The sequence below is a fragment of the Mumia sp. zg.B21 genome (assembly GCF_019550855.1).
Taxonomy (GTDB): domain Bacteria; phylum Actinomycetota; class Actinomycetes; order Propionibacteriales; family Nocardioidaceae; genus Mumia.
Genome location: NZ_JAHWCJ010000002.1, coordinates 613,613 through 630,068 on the forward strand (window position 1 = coordinate 613,613; position 16,456 = coordinate 630,068).

Consider the following 16,456-nt stretch of genomic DNA (forward strand, 5'->3'; position numbering starts at 1 on the left):
CGGTCGGTGCTTGACTGGGGAGATGTCAGTCACCGGAGAGTATGAACCCAGCCCTTCCGCGCGTGTCCGCAAGCACGTCGAGGAGATGGAGACGACGGGACGGCCCACGGAAACGCCGCTGGGTCTCCCCATCGTCGTGATGACGTTCCAGAGCCGCCGGTCCCACAAGGTCCACAAGACGGCGGTGATGAAGGTCGAGCACGACGGGTCGTACGCGCTCGTGGCGTCGAAGGGCGGTGCTCCTCAGCACCCGCAGTGGTACCACGCGCTGACGCTGCATCCCGACCTCGACCTGCAGGACGGCACGGAGAAGTACGCGATGCGGGTGCGCGAGCTCCACGGCGACGAGCGCGCGCAGTGGTGGGAGCGGGCGGTGGAGGCGTACCCGCCGTACGCGGACTACCAGCGCAAGACCGATCGCGAGATCCCGGTCCTGCTGGCCGAGCCCGTCGCTCGTTAGCGGTCCGCCCCGCTCATTCGCCGAGCAGCTCCTGGAGGGCCGTACGGTAGCGACGGTAGGCCGACCGTCCGCTCGAGGTGAGCGAGTAGGACGTCCCTGAGCCTCGCCCGCGCCCACTCTTGTGCACCTTGATGTAGCCGGCCCCCTCGAGCGCGGACATCTGCTTCGACAGGTCCGACTCCGCGATCGTGAGGTGCTCGACGAGGAACCGGAACGTCACCTGGTCGGACGCGGTGAGGACGGCCATCGCCGCCAGTCGCTTGGGGGCGTGGATGACGGGGTCGAGGTCGGCGAGGCTCACGCGAGACGCTTCTTGGTCGCCGCTGCGGCTGCCACGTAGGCGCGCTCGTACCACCACAGGCCGGCGGCTGTGGTGACGAACCCGACCACCGCGCACACCCACCAGGGCGCGACAGCGACCGTGAGTGCGTTGAGGGCCAGCACGACCGCCGCACCCACGGCATAGAACCCCATGACGCGCCGGATCTCGGGCGGCTTCTTGCGGAACAGCGAGGGCGTCGCGCCGTGGTAGCTCTGGTACCAGGCGACGTAGACACCGAGGAGTGCCGAGAGCCCGATGATGCCGACGACGGCCACGATCTCGGCGGGCCGGCTGTCGCTCCGGCCCAGGCGGACCAACGCCGCGAGGGAACCGCCCCAGAGGGCGGCTGCGGGGAGGAACCACCGAGGGGTCGGTCGGAAGTCGGTGTAGGGCGCGGCCTCGGCGCGCTCGAGGGTCCGGAGCTGGGCGCGGATCTCGTCGTCACTTTCCATATCGGAAACCTATCAGGTTACTTTCCACTTGTGCAACTAGAAAGCAAGGGAGGCAGTCTCTCTCGGAGCGGTTCGGACTCGCACGGCCTACCTGGGACACTGGGAGGCGTGACGACTCCCAACGTGCTTGCCCTGCGCTACGCCTCGCCCGAGATGGTTCGCCTCTGGTCGCCCGAGCACAAGATCGTGCTCGAGCGCCGACTCTGGATCGCGGTCCTCGAGGCGCAGCGCGACCTCGGCATCGAGACGCCCGACGGCGTGATCGAGGCGTACGAGGCCGTCGTCGACCAGGTCGACCTCGCGTCGATCGCTGCCCGCGAGCGGGTGACCCGGCATGACGTCAAGGCGCGGATCGAGGAGTTCAACGCCCTCGCCGGCCACGAGCACATCCACAAGGGCATGACCTCGCGCGACCTCACCGAGAACGTCGAGCAGCTCCAGGTCCGCTCATCGCTCGCGCTCGTCCGCGACCGCGCCGTGGCCGTCCTCGCGCGGCTCGCCGAGCGAGCCGCGGAGTACGAGGCGCTCGTGATGGCGGGACGCAGCCACAACGTCCCCGCGCAGACCACGACCCTCGGCAAGCGCTTCGCGACCGTCGCCGACGAGATGCTCGTCGGCACCCGCCGGATCGAGGAGCTGATCGCGCGCTATCCGATGCGTGGGATCAAGGGCCCCGTCGGCACCGCCCAGGACCAGCTCGACCTCCTCGGCGGCGACCGTGACGCGCTGGCCGCCCTCGAGCAGCGGGTCGCCGACCACCTGGGCTTCGAGAACGTCCTGACCAGCGTCGGGCAGGTCTATCCGCGCTCGCTCGACTTCGACGCGGTCAGCGCCCTCGTCCAGCTCGTCGCAGGCCCGTCGAACCTCGCCACCACCGTGCGACTGATGGCCGGCAACGAGCTCGTCACCGAGGGGTTCAAGCCGGGTCAGGTCGGCTCCTCGGCGATGCCGCACAAGATGAACTCCCGCTCGTGCGAGCGGGTCAACGGTCTCGCCGTGGTCCTCCGCGGCCACCTGTCGATGATCGGTGAGCTCGCCGGTGACCAGTGGAACGAGGGCGACGTCTCGGACTCGGTCGTACGCCGCGTCGCGCTGCCGGATGCGTTCTATGCCGCGGACGGGTTGTTCGAGACGTTCCTGACCGTGCTCGACGAGTTCGGAGCGTTCCCGGCGGTGGTGCAGCGCGAGCTCGACCGCTATCTCCCGTTCCTCGCGACCACCAAGGTGCTGATGGCCGCGGTCCGGCACGGCGTCGGGCGCGAGGTGGCGCACGAGGCGATCAAGGAGCACGCGGTGGCCGTCGCGCTGGAGATGCGGGAGAAGGGTGCGAGCGAGAACGACCTGTTCGGCCGGCTCGCTGCGGACCCCCGGCTCGGACTCACCGAGTCCGACCTCCGCGCCCTCGTCGCCGAGCCGCTGTCCTTCACCGGCGCGGCCGTTCCGCAGGTGGAGTCGGTCGTCGCGCAGGTGGCGCAGCTCGTGGAGCGCTATCCCGACGCTGCCTCGTACGCCCCCGGTGACATCCTCTGACCTGCGGCGAACGTGAACTGAGGCGAAAGGCTGAGGCATCGCGACCACCCGGTGGTCGCGATGCCTCATCCTTTCGCCGATTCTCTCGTCGCGGTCAGCTGCTGGCGCGCATCGCCTTCGCGCCGACGACCAGGCCAAACGCGCACGTGATCGTCGCAGCGACTGCGCCGGCGACCGCGTCGCCGTCCCAGGTGCCCGCGATCAGGGCACGCTCCGCGTCGACGACGTACGTCAACGGGTTGACCTTGGAGGCGACCTCGAGCCATCCCGGTGCGCCGGTGAGCGGGAGCAGGATCCCGGCGAGCAGCATCAGCGGGAACAGCAGTGTCTGCTGGACGCCCCAGAACGCCCACTGGTTCTCCTTGACCGCGAGCGCCAACGCGTACGACAGCGCGCCGAGCCCGACGCAGAACACCGACAGCACCGCGAGCCCGACGACGAGTCCGGCGACGTCGGGACGGAAACCGAACGGCACCGCGACGCCGACGATGACCAGCGCCTGCACGATCGTCGGGACGATCTCCTTCAGGGCGCGTCCGATCATGAGCGACGAGCGGGACAGCGGGCTGACGAGAGTGCGCTCGTGCGAACCGGTCTGCATCTCGACCTGAAGGTTGGAGCCGGTCGTGGAGGTGCCGAACAACGCCAGCATCACGATCACGCCCGGCACGAACCACTGGAGGGTGTCGGCCGTCGACTGCCCCGACGAGGCCACGAGCAGCGGTGTGAACAGCCCGAGGAAGAACAGCGGCTGGATGATCCCGAAGACGATCGAGAACGGGTCGTGGGCGACGGGACGCAGCTCGCGGCCGAAGACGAGCCCGATGTTGTGGAGCTGGCTGGTCGGCCGGCTGGTCGCCGCCGGGGCGGACGTCGTACGGGGGTGGGTGTCGAGGGCGGTCATGCCGCCACCTCCTCGGTGGTCTGGGTGATCGGGTCGGTACGGAGGTCGGTGCGGCCCTCGCGCAGGCTGCGGCCGGTGAGGGCGAGGAACACGTCGTCGAGCGTCGGTCGCGCCACCTCGACGGTTGCCGGCGCGATGCCTGCGCCCGTGAGGTCGGTGATCAACGCGCTGACGTGGCCGGCGCCCCCGGCGACCTGGAGGTCGACCGCGGTGCCGTCGTGGGCGAGCTGCGCTCCCGGGAACGCCGCCGCCGCCCGCTCGGACGCGCGAACCGCGTCCTCCACGCGGGGGAACGTCATGGCGATCCGGTCCCCGGCGTGCTCGGCCTTGAGAGAGTCGGGCGTGTCGTCCGCGACGACCTGCCCGTGGTCGATCACGACGATCCGCTCGGCCAGGGCGTCAGCCTCGTCGAGGTAGTGCGTCGTGAGGACGACCGTCGCCCCGTGCTTGCGTCGCAGGTCGACGACGTGCTGCTGGAGGTTCGCACGGTTCTGCGGGTCGAGCCCGGTCGACGGCTCGTCGAGGAACAGGAGTCCGGGCGAGTGGATGAGGCCCATCGCGATGTCGAGCCTGCGCCGCTGTCCGCCTGACAGTGTCATGACCTTCCTTGTCGCCTGCTCGCTCAGGGCCAGTGACTCGAGCAGCTCGCCGGCGCGGCTGCGCGCCTCGCCCCGCGACATCCCGTACGCCCTGCCGCTGACGACGAGCTCGTCGATCACGCGCTGCGAGTGGCCGGCGCTGTTGCCCTGGCCGATGTAGCCGATCGCACGGCGGACGGCGTGCTGGTCCGTCGTCACGTCGAGCCCGGCCACGCGGGCCGAGCCGGACGTCGGTGCGAGCAACGTGGTCAGCATCCGAAGCGTCGTCGACTTGCCCGCGCCGTTCGGTCCGAGCAGCGCGACCATCTCGCCGTCGGCGATGTGGAGGTCGAGGTCCTTGACCGCGGTGACGGTCTTCTTGCCGGAACGGAACTCCTTGGTGAGTCCCCGGGTGTCGATCATCGTGTCCATGGACCTACCGTCTCGTGGCTTCCGGACAGGTTTTGTCCTGATTCAGCCTCTAGGCTGAGAAACATGGCGGGATCGAGTGAACGCATGCTGCGGCTGCTGTCTCTGCTGCAGACCCATCGCTACTGGACGGGCCCCGAGCTCGCAGGTCGGCTCGACGTCAGCGAGCGCACGCTGCGACGCGACGTCGAGCGGTTGCGCGGGCTCGGCTACCCGGTGGACGCCACGCGTGGCGCCGCCGGGGGCTACCAGCTGCAGGCCGGCGCGTCGCTCCCACCGCTGCTGGTCGCCGACGACGAGGCGGTCGCGATCGCGGTGGGGCTGCAGGCGTCGGCCGGCACGGGGACGAGCGCGTTCGACGACGCTGCCGTCCGCGCGCTGAGCAAGATCGTGCAGGTCATGCCACCGCGGCTGCGCCGGCGGGTGAAGGCTCTGCAGGACTACACCGACCGGGGCCCGATGTACGGCCCGTCGACCGATGCGGTGCTCCTCTCCGTCCTCGCGCAGACGTGCCGCGACGACGAGCGTCTCGAGATCGTCTACCACCGCGCCGACGGTGAGCGGAGCCGCCGTACGGTCGAGCCGCACCGCCTGGTCTCTCGTGGTCGCCGTTGGTATCTGGTCGCGTACGACCTCCAGCGTGGCGACTGGCGCACCTTCCGGGTCGACCGGATGTCCGAGCCGCGTGCGACGGGTGTCCGGTTCCGTCAGCGCGAGCTGCCGGCTCCCGATGCGGCGACGTTCGTGAGCGAGAAGATCGCTGCACTCCGGCCGACCACGGACGTCTCGTTCGTGGTGCGCGCGCCGGCCGAGAAGGTGGCCGACGTCGTCCGCTGGTGGGGCACGGTCGAGCCCGACGGCGACGAGCGGTGCCGCGTCACGATGAGCGTGGACACCCTGGACTGGGTGGTGTTCGTGCTCGCGGCGGTGGGTGCCCCGTACGAGCAGGCCGAGCCCGCCGCTCTCGCCGAGCACCTGCGCCGTACGGGGGAGATGCTCGCCGGCTCCCGCTGACCGTCGTCAGGTCGGGTCAGGACTCCCGCTTCTCGCGGGCGGCCTCGAGCACGCGCTCGCTGTACGGGCGGGTGTCTCCGACCGCCGCGAGCGCCCGCCACAGGACCCACGCCGCGACGAGCGCCGCCAGGGCGAGGGACCATCCGGTCGGTGCGCCGAGCGTCGGAGCGATGGCCGCGAGGACGGTGGCGTCGGGTCCACGGACGACCGCCCCGACCGCCCCGGGAGGCAAGGCGCCCATCGGGCTGGTCACCAACGGCCCGTCGAAGCGCGGTGGCGCCGACGCGGCCGAACGGACGATGCCGCTGCCGATCGCCACCGTCAGCACGATCCCCGTCACCACGGAGGCGTCAGGGAGGAGTGCGGTGACGCCCGCTGCCCACAGGGCGCACACGACGACGCCCGGCACGGCGAGCCCGACCAGGAGCGCCATGTCGTCGATCCCGAGGGCCCGCCGCAGGCCGGGCGAGCGCCAGACGATCCGCAGGGACGCGGTGGTCCACCGGGTCGCCGCATAGCCGACGACAACCGCCAGCAGGGTCGTCACCGAACCAAGACCGGTCGCCGCCCCGAGCTCCACGACGACCGCGCCTGCCGCCAACGCGAGAACCCGCCGGGGCGAGCGGCCGAGCCGCATCGCCTCGCGCGCGACGACGGCGCCGAAGCCTCGACCGATCCCGCGCCACGAGCGGCGCGCGCCGAGCAGACGGTAGCGGCGCGCGGTGAGCACCTCTCCCACCAACGACGGATCGAGCCCGTACGCCGCACCGGACAGCCCGGCGACCAGCGCACCACCGGGCTGGACGTCCGCGCGAGTCAGCCGGCTCACCCGCGTCGATGCGAGCACGACGGCCACCAGGCCCAGGACCACCAGGCCGCCGGCGACCAGGCTGGCGGACGACCGCTCGACCGACACCTGCCAGGACCACCCGAGCGCCACTGCCGCCGCGAGCACGACGGCCACGGCGAGCAGCAGGTCACCCACCACCGCGACCGTGCGACGGGCGCCGGGGTGCGGCTGAGCGGCGGTCGCGGCGGCGGTGGCGAGCAGGCCCACCCCCGCTGCCCCGACCAGGACCGTCACGACCGTCGCCGCCGAGGCGGTCGTCCCCGTCATCGCGAGGCCTGGCAGCGCCACGGTCGTCACGACCGCCACGCCCACGGCGGCGGCGAACGCGCGGCGGAGGAGGCCGCCACGGGCCACCGGGGTCGCGAGCACCCACTGGCCGAACGCGGCGTCGCTCACCACCGGACCGATCGAGGCGAGCGCCCGGAGGACGACGCCGACCGTGCCGACGGCGGCCACCACCGGCAGCTCCTCGCGGACGACCCCGCACCCCGCGGTGGGGCAGCCGAGCAGCTCGTGGTGGACCTGGGCGATCGCCGCACCGACGACGACCCCGAGCATGAGGAGCGAGAAGATCGCGACGTACGCGTCCTCCGCGACCTGCAACCACGTGCGGTTGGCGTGGGCTCGGCGCACACGCGTCAGCCGCCGACGCATCGCGCGCGGCGACGGGACGGGCTGCGCCGGGGCGACCGAGGTGGTCACGCGCCGAGCTCGAGCACGTCGTCTCCCACGGCTGCGGCGAGGTCCGGGTCGTGGGTCGCCATCACGATCGCGGCACCCCCGCGCTTGTCGTCGAGCAGGCGGTTGGCCAACCACTCCTGGCCGTCGGTGTCGAGGCGCTGCTCCGGCTCGTCGAGCACCAGCAGCCGGTACGGCCGGACGAAGGCCGTCGCCAGGGCGAGGCGCTGCCGCTGGCCGGACGACAGCGTGCCGGGGAACTGGTCGCGCACGGCGGCGATGCCGACCGCCTCCAGCACCGCCTCCGCCCGATCCGGCGGCTGGCCGTGGGCGCGAGCAAGGAGGTCGAGATGTTCGAGGACGGTGAGGTCGGGGAAGAAGTCCAGGTCACCGAGGACGGTGGCCACGTCCGCACGGAACCGCGGGTCGGACTCGTCCACGCGGCGGCCGTCGTACGACACCGTGCCCGACGTCGGCGGGTCGCCGACGAGGCAGCGCAGGAGCGTGGTCTTGCCCGACCCGTTCGGGCCACGCAGCACCAGGCAACGACCGGCCCGGACGTGGAACGTCACGTGGTCGAAGACGACGCGGTGCCCGTAGGCGTGCTGGAGATCGTCGACCGAGACCAGCGGGGGAGGTGTCTTCTTCGACTTGCGGCTCACCGCGTCAGTCTGCCACCGGCTTCCGAGGCGCCCGGCGACGCCGTCGACGCTCGACAGCCGTCGGCCAGAATGGGAAGGTGAGCGGGCGCTCAGTCGCTCACGCCCCCTGCTCCAGGAGCCCGCATGGCCGAGATCCACGGCACGTACGACGACCGTTTCCAGCCGCTGGTCGATGAGCTCGCCCGACGCGTGGGCGCCGGCGAGGAGGTGGGAGCCTCTCTCGCCGTCGTGCAGGACGGCCGCCTGGTGGTCGACGTCTGGGGAGGCCATGCCGACGCCGGACGGACCACGCCGTGGGTCGAGGACACCGTCACCAACGTCTGGTCGTGCACCAAGACGGTGACCGCGCTCGCCGCCCTCGTGCTGCACGACCGCGGGCTGCTCGACGTGCACGAGAAGGTGGCGACGTACTGGCCGGAGTTCGCTGCGAACGGCAAGGCCGACGTCGAGGTGCGTCACCTGCTCGCCCACACCTCCGGCGTCGCGGCCATGGACCCGCCGTGCGTCGTCGAGGACCTCTTCGACTCTCGGCGCGCGGCGGAGAGGTTCGCCGCACAGGCGCCCTGGTGGGAGCCGGGGACGGCGTCCGGCTACCACGCGATGAACTACGGCCACCTCGTCGGTGAGGTCGTACGCCGGGTCACCGGCCAGACGCTCAAGGAGTTCGTCGCCGCGGAGATCGCCGGCCCGCTCGGTGCCGACTTCACCATCGGGTTGCCGCGCGACGCGTACGACCGCGTGAGCGACATCATCGCCCCGACAGGTGTGGAGTTGCCTCCCGGCGTGCAGCCCGGTCCGCTCGCGATGCAGACGCTCGGCGGCCCGCCGCTGCACGCGAACGTCGCGCTCACCGATGCCTGGCGCAGTGCCGACATCGGTGGGGCGAACGGCCACGGCAACGCTCGGTCCCTCGCGACGATCCAGTCGGCGGTGAGCCACGACGGCATCGCCGTCGGCGGGCACAAGCTCCTCGGTCCGGAGACGATCGAGCTGGTCTTCGACGAGCAGGTCGAGGGTCGCGACCTCGTGCTGGGCGCGCCGCTCCGATGGGGCATCGGCTATGCCCTCGTGGACCGGGCGACACAGCCGTACCTTCCTGACGGTCGGATCTGCCACTGGGGAGGGTGGGGCGGCTCGTACGTCGTGAACGATCTCGACCGCCGGGTCACGGCGACGTACGCGATGAACCGGATGAGCAACGGCCTGCTCGGGTCGCGCCGTGGCGAGGGCTACCTCCGCGCGGTGTACGCCTGCCTGGACGCGTGACGGTCACGCGCCGAGGAGCTTGCGGAGCAGGTCGACCAGGCGGTCTCGCTCGTCGCTGGTGAGGCGTGCCGTCGCGTCGTCCTGCGCCGTGGCCAGCACCCGGTCCAGCGCTCGCAGCCGCGCGCGGCCGGCCGGGGTCAGCACGATGAGGTTGCGACGCCGGTCCTCCGAGTCCGGCTCGCGCACGACCAGGCCGTCGTCGCCGAGGACGTCCAGCAGTCGCACCATGTCGCTGCGGTCGACCCCGATGCTGTCGCTGAGCGCCGACTGGCTCATCGGACCGCGCTCGTCGAGAGCGACGAGAACGGCGTAGTGGGTGCGGTGCGCGCCGGCTTCGCCGAGTGCTGCAGCGACGATGCGGCCGCTCGCCGACGCCGCCTGTGCGAGGAGCCAGCTCGGGAGTGCGGTCATCCGTCGAGGGGCATGGGCGAGATCCATGGCAGCAGGGTACTCGGAGTCATGGGTTGAACGAATCATGGGTATGACCTATCGTTGGATATCCCAACGAATGACGGAGGCCGCTCATGACCACCACTCCGACCGCCCGTGACTCCCACACCGACCGCGTTGATCTCGTCGACCTCGTCTCGCGCCTCGGCCGGTGTCTCGACACGCGTGACTTCGACGGCCTGCGAGACGTCTTCGCACCGGACGGGCGCGTCGTCACGCTCGGCGGCACCGCGGAGGGGCACGACGCCCTCGTGGCGCAGGCTGCGCGGAAGCACTCGCAGGGCAACGTCTGGCACAGCGTGACCGGGCACGTGATCGACCTCGACGGCGACACTGCGACGATCCGGGCGAACCTGCTGGTCGCCTTCGCCGAGGGCGTCGCAGACCCGGCGCCGTTCCTGCTCGGGGAGGTCTACGACATGGAGGCACAGCGCGGCGACCGGGGCTGGCGGCTCACACGCATGAGCGCGACACCGGTCTGGTCGCTCAACAACCGGTTGCCCGCGGCCTGAGGTCGAGCGAGCCCTAGGCTGGCACCGTGACCGCCCCGTACGCCGTCCCCGGAGCCACGCACGTCTACTCCGGCAAGGTCCGCGACCTCTACGAGCTCGACAACGGCAGCCTGCTCATGGTCGCCAGCGACCGGATCTCGGCGTACGACCACGCGCTCGACCCGCCGATTCCCGACAAGGGCGAGATCCTCACGCGGATGTCGCTGTGGTGGTTCGACCAGCTCCGCGACGTCGCGCCCAACCACGTCATCTCGACCGACGTGCCCGACGTCGTCGCCGGCCGCGCGATCGAGGTCGAGCGGCTCGACATGGTGCAGGTCGAGTGCATCGCCCGGGGCTATCTGACGGGCTCGGGGCTCAGCGACTACCGCGCCACGGGTGTCGTGTCGGGCATCGTGCTGCCCGACGGGCTCACCGACGGCTCCCCGCTGCCCGAGCCGATCTTCACGCCCAGCACGAAGGCGGCCTACGGCGGCCACGACGAGCCCATCTCGTACGAGCAGGTTGCCGGTCTCGTCGGGGAGGACCTCGCGGCGCAGCTGCGTGACCTCACGCTCGAGGTCTACCGCCGCGGTGAGGCGATCGCCCGTGAGCGCGGGATCATCGTCGCCGACACCAAGATCGAGATCGGCTTGCGGTCCGACGGCACGCTGGTCCTCGCCGACGAGCTCCTCACCCCGGACTCCTCCCGGTTCTGGCCGGCCGACCGGTGGGAGCCCGGCCACGTCCAGCCGTCGTACGACAAGCAGTTCGTCCGCGACTGGCTGACCTCGTCCGAGTCGGGGTGGGACCGCGCGGGAGACTCGGCCCCGCCGCGGCTCCCCGACGACGTCGTCGAGAAGACGCGCGCCCGCTACGTCGAGGCGTACGAGACCCTCACGGGCGAGACCTTCTAGTTGCGTTCCCGTCACGTCTGCCGCCCTCTCGGACCGGCTCGACGTGTTCCATGTCACTCTTGGGGCACCCGCACCGGCCGGTAGCCCCGCGGCTCCCCGGTGCAACCCCTGACGGACACCACGAACAGGAGCACTGCGGTGAGCAACCTGGCCTCCCTTCTCGAACGCTCGGCGACGTCGTACCCCGAGCGGGCCGCGATCGTCTTCGGTGACATGCGCCTGACCTACCCCCAGGTCGACGCGGCCGCGAACCAGGTCGCCAACCTCCTGGCGTCGCGTGGCATCGGCCGCGGCGACAAGGTCGCGCTGTCCTGCCCGAACCTCCCGTACTTCTCGGTCGTCTACTACGGCATCCTCAAGGCCGGTGCGACGGTCGTGCCTCTCAACGTCCTGCTCAAGGGGCGCGAGGTCGCGTACCACCTCGGCGACTCCGACGCGCGGGCGTACTTCGCCTTCCAGGGGACGCCCGAGCTGCCGATCGGTCAGGAGGCGTGGGACGGCTTCAACGCGACCGAGGGGTGCGAGCACTTCTTCCTGATCACGGCCGACCCGACCGCCCCGTCGCCGATCGAGGGCGCGGAGACCTTCGGTGCCGCGGTCGGCAACCAGCCGCCGACGTTCGACACGGTCGAGACCGCCGACTCCGACACCGCGGTGATCCTCTACACCAGCGGGACGACCGGTCAGCCCAAGGGTGCGGAGCTCTCGCACTCCAACATGATCAGCAACGCCCTCATCGGTGACCGGCTCTTCGGGGCCGACGCGGACGACCCGCACGTCTACCTCTGCGTGCTCCCGCTGTTCCACTCGTTCGGGCAGACGGTGATCCAGAACTCGGGCTTCGCCTATGGCGGCACCATCGTGATGCTCCCGCGCTTCGAGGCGGAGGCGGCGCTCCAGCTCATGGTCAGGGAGGGCGTGACATTCTTCGCCGGCGTCCCCACGATGTACTGGGGGCTCCTCGGCGCACTCGAGGGGAGCGACGTCACCGCCGAGCAGGTCGCCCGTACGTTGAAGACGGCGGCCGCCGGTGGGTCGTCGCTCCCGGTGGAGATCATCAAGGAGTTCACGGCACGCTTCGGCATCGACATCCTGGAGGGGTACGGCCTCTCCGAGACCTCTCCGGTCGCCAGCTTCGCCCCGCTGGGCCAGCCCCCGCGTGCCGGGTCGATCGGCACCCCGATCCCCGACGTCGAGATGAAGCTCATCGACCCGGAGTGGAAGGAGATCACCGAGGTCGGCGAGATCGGTGAGATCGCGATCAAGGGCCCGAACGTCATGAAGGGCTACTACAACCGCCCCGAGGCGACCGCCGAGGTGATCAAGGACGGGTGGTTCCGGTCGGGCGACCTCGCGAAGAAGGACGAGGACGGCTACTACTACATCGTCGACCGCGCCAAGGACATGATCATCCGCGGCGGCTTCAACGTGTACCCGCGCGAGCTGGAGGAGGTGCTGATGTCGCACCCGTCGGTCTCGCTGGTCGCGGTCGTCGGTGTGCCGCACGACAGCCACGGCGAGGAGGTCAAGGCCGTCGTCATCAAGAACCCCGGCGACGAAACGACCGAGGAGGAGCTGATCGCGTGGGCCAAGGAGCAGATGGCGGCCTACAAGTACCCCCGCATCGTCGAGTTCCGTGACCAGCTCCCGATGACGAGCACCGGCAAGATCCTCAAGCGCGAGCTCTGACCCGTACGCCCGTCCTCGTACGCCCCGTCCGCGTTTCGATGGGTTCCGGTCGCTCTCCCGGTGAGAAACCGACCGCAACCCATCACAACGGGGACGGGGCGGCGACGGTGGCCCCGCTAGACTCGGGGCCGGAAACCCGTACCGCCTCCCAAGGAGTGCCACCGTGGCTCGTGTCGTCGTCGACGTCATGCCCAAGCCCGAGATCCTCGACCCCCAGGGCAAGGCGGTGCACGGTGCGCTCGACCGCCTCGGATTCGCCGGGGTCGCCGACGTCCGTCAGGGCAAGCGGTTCGAGCTGGAGGTGGAGGGCGAGATCACCGAGGAACGCCTCGCGGAGATCCGCAACATCGCCGAGACTCTCCTGTCCAACCCCGTGATCGAGGACTTCGCGGTCCGGATCGAGGAGTCGATCGTGCCCGAGGGCCCGGCCGCATGAGAGTCGGCGTCGTCACCTTCCCCGGCTCGCTGGACGACATCGACGCCCAGCGTGCCGTACGCCTCGCCGGTGCCGAGCCTGTCGCGCTCTGGCACGGCGACCACGACCTCCGGTCCGTCGACGCGGTCGTGCTCCCCGGCGGGTTCTCGTACGGCGACTACCTCCGCTGCGGCGCCATCGCCCGCTTCGCGCCGGTGATGACCGAGGTCGTCGCGGCGGCGCACGAGGGCATGCCGGTTCTCGGCATCTGCAACGGCTTCCAGATCCTGTGCGAGTCGCACCTCCTCCCCGGAGCCCTGATCCGCAACGACCACCGCAAGTTCGTCTGCCGCGACCAGCGGCTCCGCATCGACAACGCCGCCACTGCCTGGACCAGCGCGTACGAGGCGGGCGACGAGGTCGTCATCCCGCTCAAGAACGGTGAGGGCGGCTTCGTCGCCGACGACCTGGTGCTCGACGTCCTGGAGGGCGAGGGGCGGGTCGTCGCGCGCTACGTCGGCGACAACCCCAACGGCTCGATGCGAGGCATCGCCGGGATCACCAACGAGCGCGGCAACGTGGTGGGCCTCATGCCGCACCCCGAGCACGCGGTCGAAGACCTGTGCGGCCCGGGCACCGACGGGCTGGGCTTCTTCACGTCGGTGCTGACCGCGCTCGTCAGGTAGCCGGGCGGCCGGCGTCGTACGAAGGAGCATCATGGTGCAGGCAGAAGGCAACGTCGAGGTCGGGGACAACGCCGACGACAGCCGGTACGACCTCCTGGTCGACGGCGAGCTCGGCGGGACCATCGTCTACCGGGACCCGCGTCGCGGTGTGCGCCAGCTCGTGCACACCGAGGTGAAGCCCGAGCTGAGCGGGCGTGGCCTCGCCGCGGTGGTCGCGAAGGCCGCTCTCGACGACATCCGCGCCAAGGGCTGGAAGGTCGTCGCGACCTGCCCCTACATCGCCTCCTACGTCGGCAAGCACCCCGAGTACGAGGACCTGGTCGAACCCCGCTGACCCGTCCCGGACGTGGATCCCGGCGTTCGATTCGCGGAGCGTCCCCGATCGGGTGAGGATCGGAGAGCCCCCGAACGACGTCGAAGAGCCGCACTCGGGGGTCTTGTCCATGATCACGAAGCTCGTCCTGTGGACGGTCACCGCATCGGTGGTCGCCACGCTGAGCCTCGTGGGAGGTGCAGGGAAGGGGCCGACCGGTGATCCTGCGGAGAGCCTGGAGCGCATGCTCGTCGCGATGGGCAGCGCTGACTACGAGGCCGCGTGCGAGATGATGGCCCACCGTCAGGGCCCGCTCACCGACGATGCTCGTTCCGAGTGCGCCGAGACGATGCGGGTCTACGCCGAGGGGATCAGGCCCGGCGCCGTACGCCGGCTGCGCGACGTGGAGGTGTCGGAGGTCCCGGCTCACGGCTCGCGGGTCGAGATCCCCGGCGCCGATATCGTCGGTGCTCCGGCTCCCTTCAGCGAGGACGTCTACGAGCTGGTCCGTGTCGAGGACAAGTGGTACGTGGTGGCGGGCTGACGTGCGAGCTTCCCCCGAGCGCTCCGTCCCGGGACCCCTGGTGGTCCTGGCCGCGCTCGTCTTCGCGGCGACCGGGGTCGCCCTGATCACGCTCGCTATCGGGCTCGGCTCGGTCGGAGTCGACGGGCACGGTGCGGCTTCCGCGTCGGTGGCCCCTCCGCCGAGGTCACCGACGGCCGCCCTCGAGCAGATGCTCACAGCGTTGGGCCGCGAGGACGTGCGTGCGGCGTGCGAGGTCGCGGCGCCGGACGGCTTCCCGATCAGGTCGCGGGAGGCGCTCGCACGGTGCGAAGGTCAGCTGCGCGACCAGCTCGACGACCTCGATCGTCGCCTCCTCGCGGCATACCGCGGGATCGAGGTGCGGGGCGCGCGCGTGGACGGCAACAGCGCGACGGTGCACCCGCGCCAGATCGCCGGTGCCCCGGTCAGCATGGGCAACGCGGTGTTCGCCCTCGTCGAGGCCGGCGGGGTCTGGTACGTGATCGTCTGAGGCGGTGGTCCGTCGATCGGGATCGGCGGCATGAGGGGCGGCAACATGGGCCATCCTGAAAGGATGTTCCTCCGCACTCCCCGCCTCCCGAAGAACGTCGCGCTCCTCGGGCCGGCGTTCGTCGCCGCGGTCGCGTACGTCGATCCGGGCAACGTGGCCACGAACGTCACCGCGGGGGCGACGTTCGGCTACACGCTGGTGTGGGTGGTCGTCCTCGCGAACGCGATGGCGGTCGTGGTCCAGTACCTGTCCGCCAAGCTGGGCCTGGTCACCGGGCGGTCTCTCGCGACGCACATGGGTGAGACGCTCCCGCGCCCGGCGCGGATCGCCTACTGGCTGCAGGCGGAGGCCGTCGCGATCGCCACCGACGTCGCGGAGGTGGTCGGCGGCGCGCTCGCGCTCTACCTTCTCTTCGACCTCCCGCTGGTCTCCGGCGCCCTCGTGACCGTCGCTGTCTCGATGGTGGTCCTGCGGGTCGGCGACCGGTTCGGGCAGAGCGCGCTCGAACGCGTCGTGATGGCGTTCCTGCTGCTCATCGCGGTCGGGTTCACCGCCGGTCTCGTGGTCGCCCCGCCGGAGCCCGCCGCCGTCGCCGAAGGGCTCGTGCCCACCTTCGCCGGGACGGAGAGCGTGCTGCTCGCGTCCGCGATCATCGGGGCCACGGTGATGCCGCACGTGATCTATCTGCACTCCGGACTCACCGCCGGGCGGCTCGGGCGGCGTGGCGAGCGCCGGACGGTCTCCGAGCTGCTCGCTGTGACGCGGATCGACGTGGTGGTCGCCCTCGTCATCGCCGGCTCGCTGAATCTCGCGTTGCTCCTGATGGCCGCGTCGAGCCTGTCCGGCCTGGAGGGGACGGACACGCTCGAGGGGGTGCACGCCCTGATGACCTCCGAGCTCGGGTCGGGTGTCGCGCTGCTCTTCGCCGTGGCGCTCCTGGGTTCTGGCCTCGCCTCGACCTCGGTGGGGTGTGCGGCGGGCGCGGAGGTGATGCACGGGCTGCTCCGCATCCGCGTGCCGGTGGTCGCCCGGAGGATCGTCACGGTGATCCCCGCGCTGGTGATCCTCGTGCTCGGGGTCGAGCCGTCGTGGGCGCTGGTGGGCTCACAGGTCGTGCTCTCGATGGGCATCCCGTTCGCGCTGGTGCCCTTGCTGTGGCTCACCGCACGACCCGCGGTGATGGGAGAGGCGGTCAACCGGCGGATCACGACGGCGCTCGCTGCCCTGGTCGCGACGTTGGTGATCGTGCTCAACGTGGCGCTCCTGGTGCTGACCTTCGCCTGAGACCGACACCGGCGTCGGGGAGACAGCACCGG

Annotated in this window: 20 protein-coding genes; 13 read left to right on the forward strand and 7 right to left on the reverse strand. The window is 71.0% G+C overall.

The window, feature by feature from the left end:
* Positions 1 to 22 precede the first annotated feature (22 nt).
* Positions 23 to 460: a nitroreductase family deazaflavin-dependent oxidoreductase gene (locus KV100_RS11690; protein WP_220343221.1), complete on the forward strand. Its 438-nt coding sequence runs from the start codon at positions 23 to 25 to the stop codon at positions 458 to 460.
* A gap of 13 nt (positions 461 to 473) precedes the next feature.
* Here KV100_RS11690 and KV100_RS11695 read toward each other — a convergent pair whose 3' ends face one another.
* On the reverse strand, positions 474 to 761 hold the full coding sequence (locus KV100_RS11695) for a transcriptional regulator (protein WP_301021503.1): 288 nt from the start codon (positions 759 to 761) through the stop codon (positions 474 to 476).
* Positions 758 to 1,234 carry a hypothetical protein gene (locus KV100_RS11700; protein WP_220343222.1) on the reverse strand — a complete coding sequence of 159 codons (477 nt, stop codon included), beginning with the start codon at positions 1,232 to 1,234 and terminating at the stop codon, positions 758 to 760. The genes KV100_RS11695 and KV100_RS11700 overlap by 4 nt, the downstream gene beginning before the upstream one ends.
* Before the next feature lie 108 nt (positions 1,235 to 1,342).
* Between KV100_RS11700 and purB the strand changes: the two genes are divergently transcribed.
* Positions 1,343 to 2,764, forward strand: coding sequence for an adenylosuccinate lyase (gene purB / locus KV100_RS11705; RefSeq protein ID WP_220343223.1), 1,422 nt, complete (start codon positions 1,343 to 1,345; stop codon positions 2,762 to 2,764).
* 94 nt (positions 2,765 to 2,858) lie between these two features.
* Here the strand turns inward: purB and KV100_RS11710 are convergent, their stop codons facing one another.
* Entirely contained in the window at positions 2,859 to 3,668 is an 810-nt protein-coding gene (locus KV100_RS11710; protein ID WP_220343224.1) for an ABC transporter permease, read from the reverse strand.
* Positions 3,665 to 4,678 (reverse strand): ABC transporter ATP-binding protein, encoded by a 1,014-nt coding sequence (locus KV100_RS11715; protein WP_308290277.1) that lies wholly within the window; start codon positions 4,676 to 4,678, stop codon positions 3,665 to 3,667. The genes KV100_RS11710 and KV100_RS11715 overlap by 4 nt, the downstream gene beginning before the upstream one ends.
* A 63-nt stretch (positions 4,679 to 4,741) precedes the next feature.
* Between KV100_RS11715 and KV100_RS11720 the strand changes: the two genes are divergently transcribed.
* Positions 4,742 to 5,689: a YafY family protein gene (locus tag KV100_RS11720; RefSeq protein WP_220343225.1), complete on the forward strand. Its 948-nt coding sequence runs from the start codon at positions 4,742 to 4,744 to the stop codon at positions 5,687 to 5,689.
* A gap of 16 nt (positions 5,690 to 5,705) precedes the next feature.
* Here KV100_RS11720 and KV100_RS11725 read toward each other — a convergent pair whose 3' ends face one another.
* Both KV100_RS11725 and KV100_RS11730 read right to left on the reverse strand, forming a co-directional pair.
* The gene (locus KV100_RS11725; RefSeq protein WP_220343226.1) at positions 5,706 to 7,241 is read right to left on the reverse strand and encodes a DUF6297 family protein; all 1,536 of its coding nucleotides are present in this window, start codon (positions 7,239 to 7,241) and stop codon (positions 5,706 to 5,708) included.
* Positions 7,238 to 7,879 (reverse strand): ABC transporter ATP-binding protein, encoded by a 642-nt coding sequence (locus KV100_RS11730; RefSeq protein WP_301021499.1) that lies wholly within the window; start codon positions 7,877 to 7,879, stop codon positions 7,238 to 7,240. The genes KV100_RS11725 and KV100_RS11730 overlap by 4 nt, the downstream gene beginning before the upstream one ends.
* A 123-nt stretch (positions 7,880 to 8,002) precedes the next feature.
* Here KV100_RS11730 and KV100_RS11735 point away from each other — a divergent pair, with 123 nt between their 5' ends.
* The gene (locus tag KV100_RS11735; RefSeq protein WP_255566129.1) at positions 8,003 to 9,145 is read left to right on the forward strand and encodes a serine hydrolase; all 1,143 of its coding nucleotides are present in this window, start codon (positions 8,003 to 8,005) and stop codon (positions 9,143 to 9,145) included.
* A 3-nt stretch (positions 9,146 to 9,148) separates the two neighbouring features.
* On the opposite strand, the gene KV100_RS11740 is transcribed toward KV100_RS11735, so the two are convergent.
* Positions 9,149 to 9,583, reverse strand: a complete 435-nt coding sequence (locus KV100_RS11740; protein WP_220343229.1) for a MarR family winged helix-turn-helix transcriptional regulator — start codon at positions 9,581 to 9,583, stop codon at positions 9,149 to 9,151.
* 86 nt (positions 9,584 to 9,669) lie between these two features.
* Between KV100_RS11740 and KV100_RS11745 the strand changes: the two genes are divergently transcribed.
* From KV100_RS11745 to KV100_RS11785, 9 genes are all read left to right on the forward strand, one after another.
* Positions 9,670 to 10,107 (forward strand): nuclear transport factor 2 family protein, encoded by a 438-nt coding sequence (locus KV100_RS11745; RefSeq protein WP_220343230.1) that lies wholly within the window; start codon positions 9,670 to 9,672, stop codon positions 10,105 to 10,107.
* A 26-nt stretch (positions 10,108 to 10,133) separates the two neighbouring features.
* Positions 10,134 to 11,003, forward strand: coding sequence for a phosphoribosylaminoimidazolesuccinocarboxamide synthase (locus KV100_RS11750; RefSeq protein ID WP_220343231.1), 870 nt, complete (start codon positions 10,134 to 10,136; stop codon positions 11,001 to 11,003).
* Positions 11,004 to 11,141: 138 nt separating this feature from the next.
* Positions 11,142 to 12,692 (forward strand): long-chain fatty acid--CoA ligase, encoded by a 1,551-nt coding sequence (locus KV100_RS11755; RefSeq protein WP_220343232.1) that lies wholly within the window; start codon positions 11,142 to 11,144, stop codon positions 12,690 to 12,692.
* Between the two features lie 163 nt (positions 12,693 to 12,855).
* Complete coding sequence (gene purS / locus KV100_RS11760; protein WP_220343233.1) at positions 12,856 to 13,128, forward strand: phosphoribosylformylglycinamidine synthase subunit PurS; 273 nt, start codon at positions 12,856 to 12,858, stop codon at positions 13,126 to 13,128.
* Positions 13,125 to 13,793 (forward strand): phosphoribosylformylglycinamidine synthase subunit PurQ, encoded by a 669-nt coding sequence (gene purQ, locus KV100_RS11765; protein WP_220343234.1) that lies wholly within the window; start codon positions 13,125 to 13,127, stop codon positions 13,791 to 13,793. Before purS ends, purQ begins: the two co-directional genes overlap by 4 nt.
* 31 nt (positions 13,794 to 13,824) lie before the next feature.
* Positions 13,825 to 14,127 carry a GNAT family N-acetyltransferase gene (locus KV100_RS11770; protein WP_220343235.1) on the forward strand — a complete coding sequence of 101 codons (303 nt, stop codon included), beginning with the start codon at positions 13,825 to 13,827 and terminating at the stop codon, positions 14,125 to 14,127.
* A gap of 109 nt (positions 14,128 to 14,236) precedes the next feature.
* Positions 14,237 to 14,650: a hypothetical protein gene (locus KV100_RS11775; protein WP_220343236.1), complete on the forward strand. Its 414-nt coding sequence runs from the start codon at positions 14,237 to 14,239 to the stop codon at positions 14,648 to 14,650.
* A 1-nt stretch (position 14,651) separates the two neighbouring features.
* Positions 14,652 to 15,140, forward strand: coding sequence for a hypothetical protein (locus tag KV100_RS11780; RefSeq protein WP_220343237.1), 489 nt, complete (start codon positions 14,652 to 14,654; stop codon positions 15,138 to 15,140).
* Between the two features lie 63 nt (positions 15,141 to 15,203).
* Complete coding sequence (locus KV100_RS11785) at positions 15,204 to 16,424, forward strand: Nramp family divalent metal transporter (RefSeq protein ID WP_220343238.1); 1,221 nt, start codon at positions 15,204 to 15,206, stop codon at positions 16,422 to 16,424.
* Positions 16,425 to 16,456 lie beyond the last annotated feature (32 nt).

What these genes read in the sequence shown, in the direction of transcription:
- KV100_RS11740 (WP_220343229.1), bottom strand. Translation starts at nt 9,583, where the DNA reads ATGGATCTCGCCCATGCCCCTCGACGGATGACCGCACTCCCGAGCTGG.
- KV100_RS11770 (WP_220343235.1), top strand. Translation starts at nt 13,825, where the DNA reads ATGGTGCAGGCAGAAGGCAACGTCGAGGTCGGGGACAACGCCGACGAC.
- purQ (WP_220343234.1), top strand. Translation starts at nt 13,125, where the DNA reads ATGAGAGTCGGCGTCGTCACCTTCCCCGGCTCGCTGGACGACATCGAC.
- KV100_RS11735 (WP_255566129.1), top strand. Translation starts at nt 8,003, where the DNA reads ATGGCCGAGATCCACGGCACGTACGACGACCGTTTCCAGCCGCTGGTC.
- KV100_RS11775 (WP_220343236.1), top strand. Translation starts at nt 14,237, where the DNA reads ATGATCACGAAGCTCGTCCTGTGGACGGTCACCGCATCGGTGGTCGCC.
- KV100_RS11745 (WP_220343230.1), top strand. Translation starts at nt 9,670, where the DNA reads ATGACCACCACTCCGACCGCCCGTGACTCCCACACCGACCGCGTTGAT.
- KV100_RS11690 (WP_220343221.1), top strand. Translation starts at nt 23, where the DNA reads ATGTCAGTCACCGGAGAGTATGAACCCAGCCCTTCCGCGCGTGTCCGC.
- KV100_RS11785 (WP_220343238.1), top strand. Translation starts at nt 15,204, where the DNA reads ATGTTCCTCCGCACTCCCCGCCTCCCGAAGAACGTCGCGCTCCTCGGG.
- KV100_RS11700 (WP_220343222.1), bottom strand. Translation starts at nt 1,234, where the DNA reads ATGGAAAGTGACGACGAGATCCGCGCCCAGCTCCGGACCCTCGAGCGC.
- KV100_RS11710 (WP_220343224.1), bottom strand. Translation starts at nt 3,668, where the DNA reads ATGACCGCCCTCGACACCCACCCCCGTACGACGTCCGCCCCGGCGGCG.
- KV100_RS11720 (WP_220343225.1), top strand. Translation starts at nt 4,742, where the DNA reads ATGGCGGGATCGAGTGAACGCATGCTGCGGCTGCTGTCTCTGCTGCAG.
- KV100_RS11715 (WP_308290277.1), bottom strand. Translation starts at nt 4,678, where the DNA reads ATGGACACGATGATCGACACCCGGGGACTCACCAAGGAGTTCCGTTCC.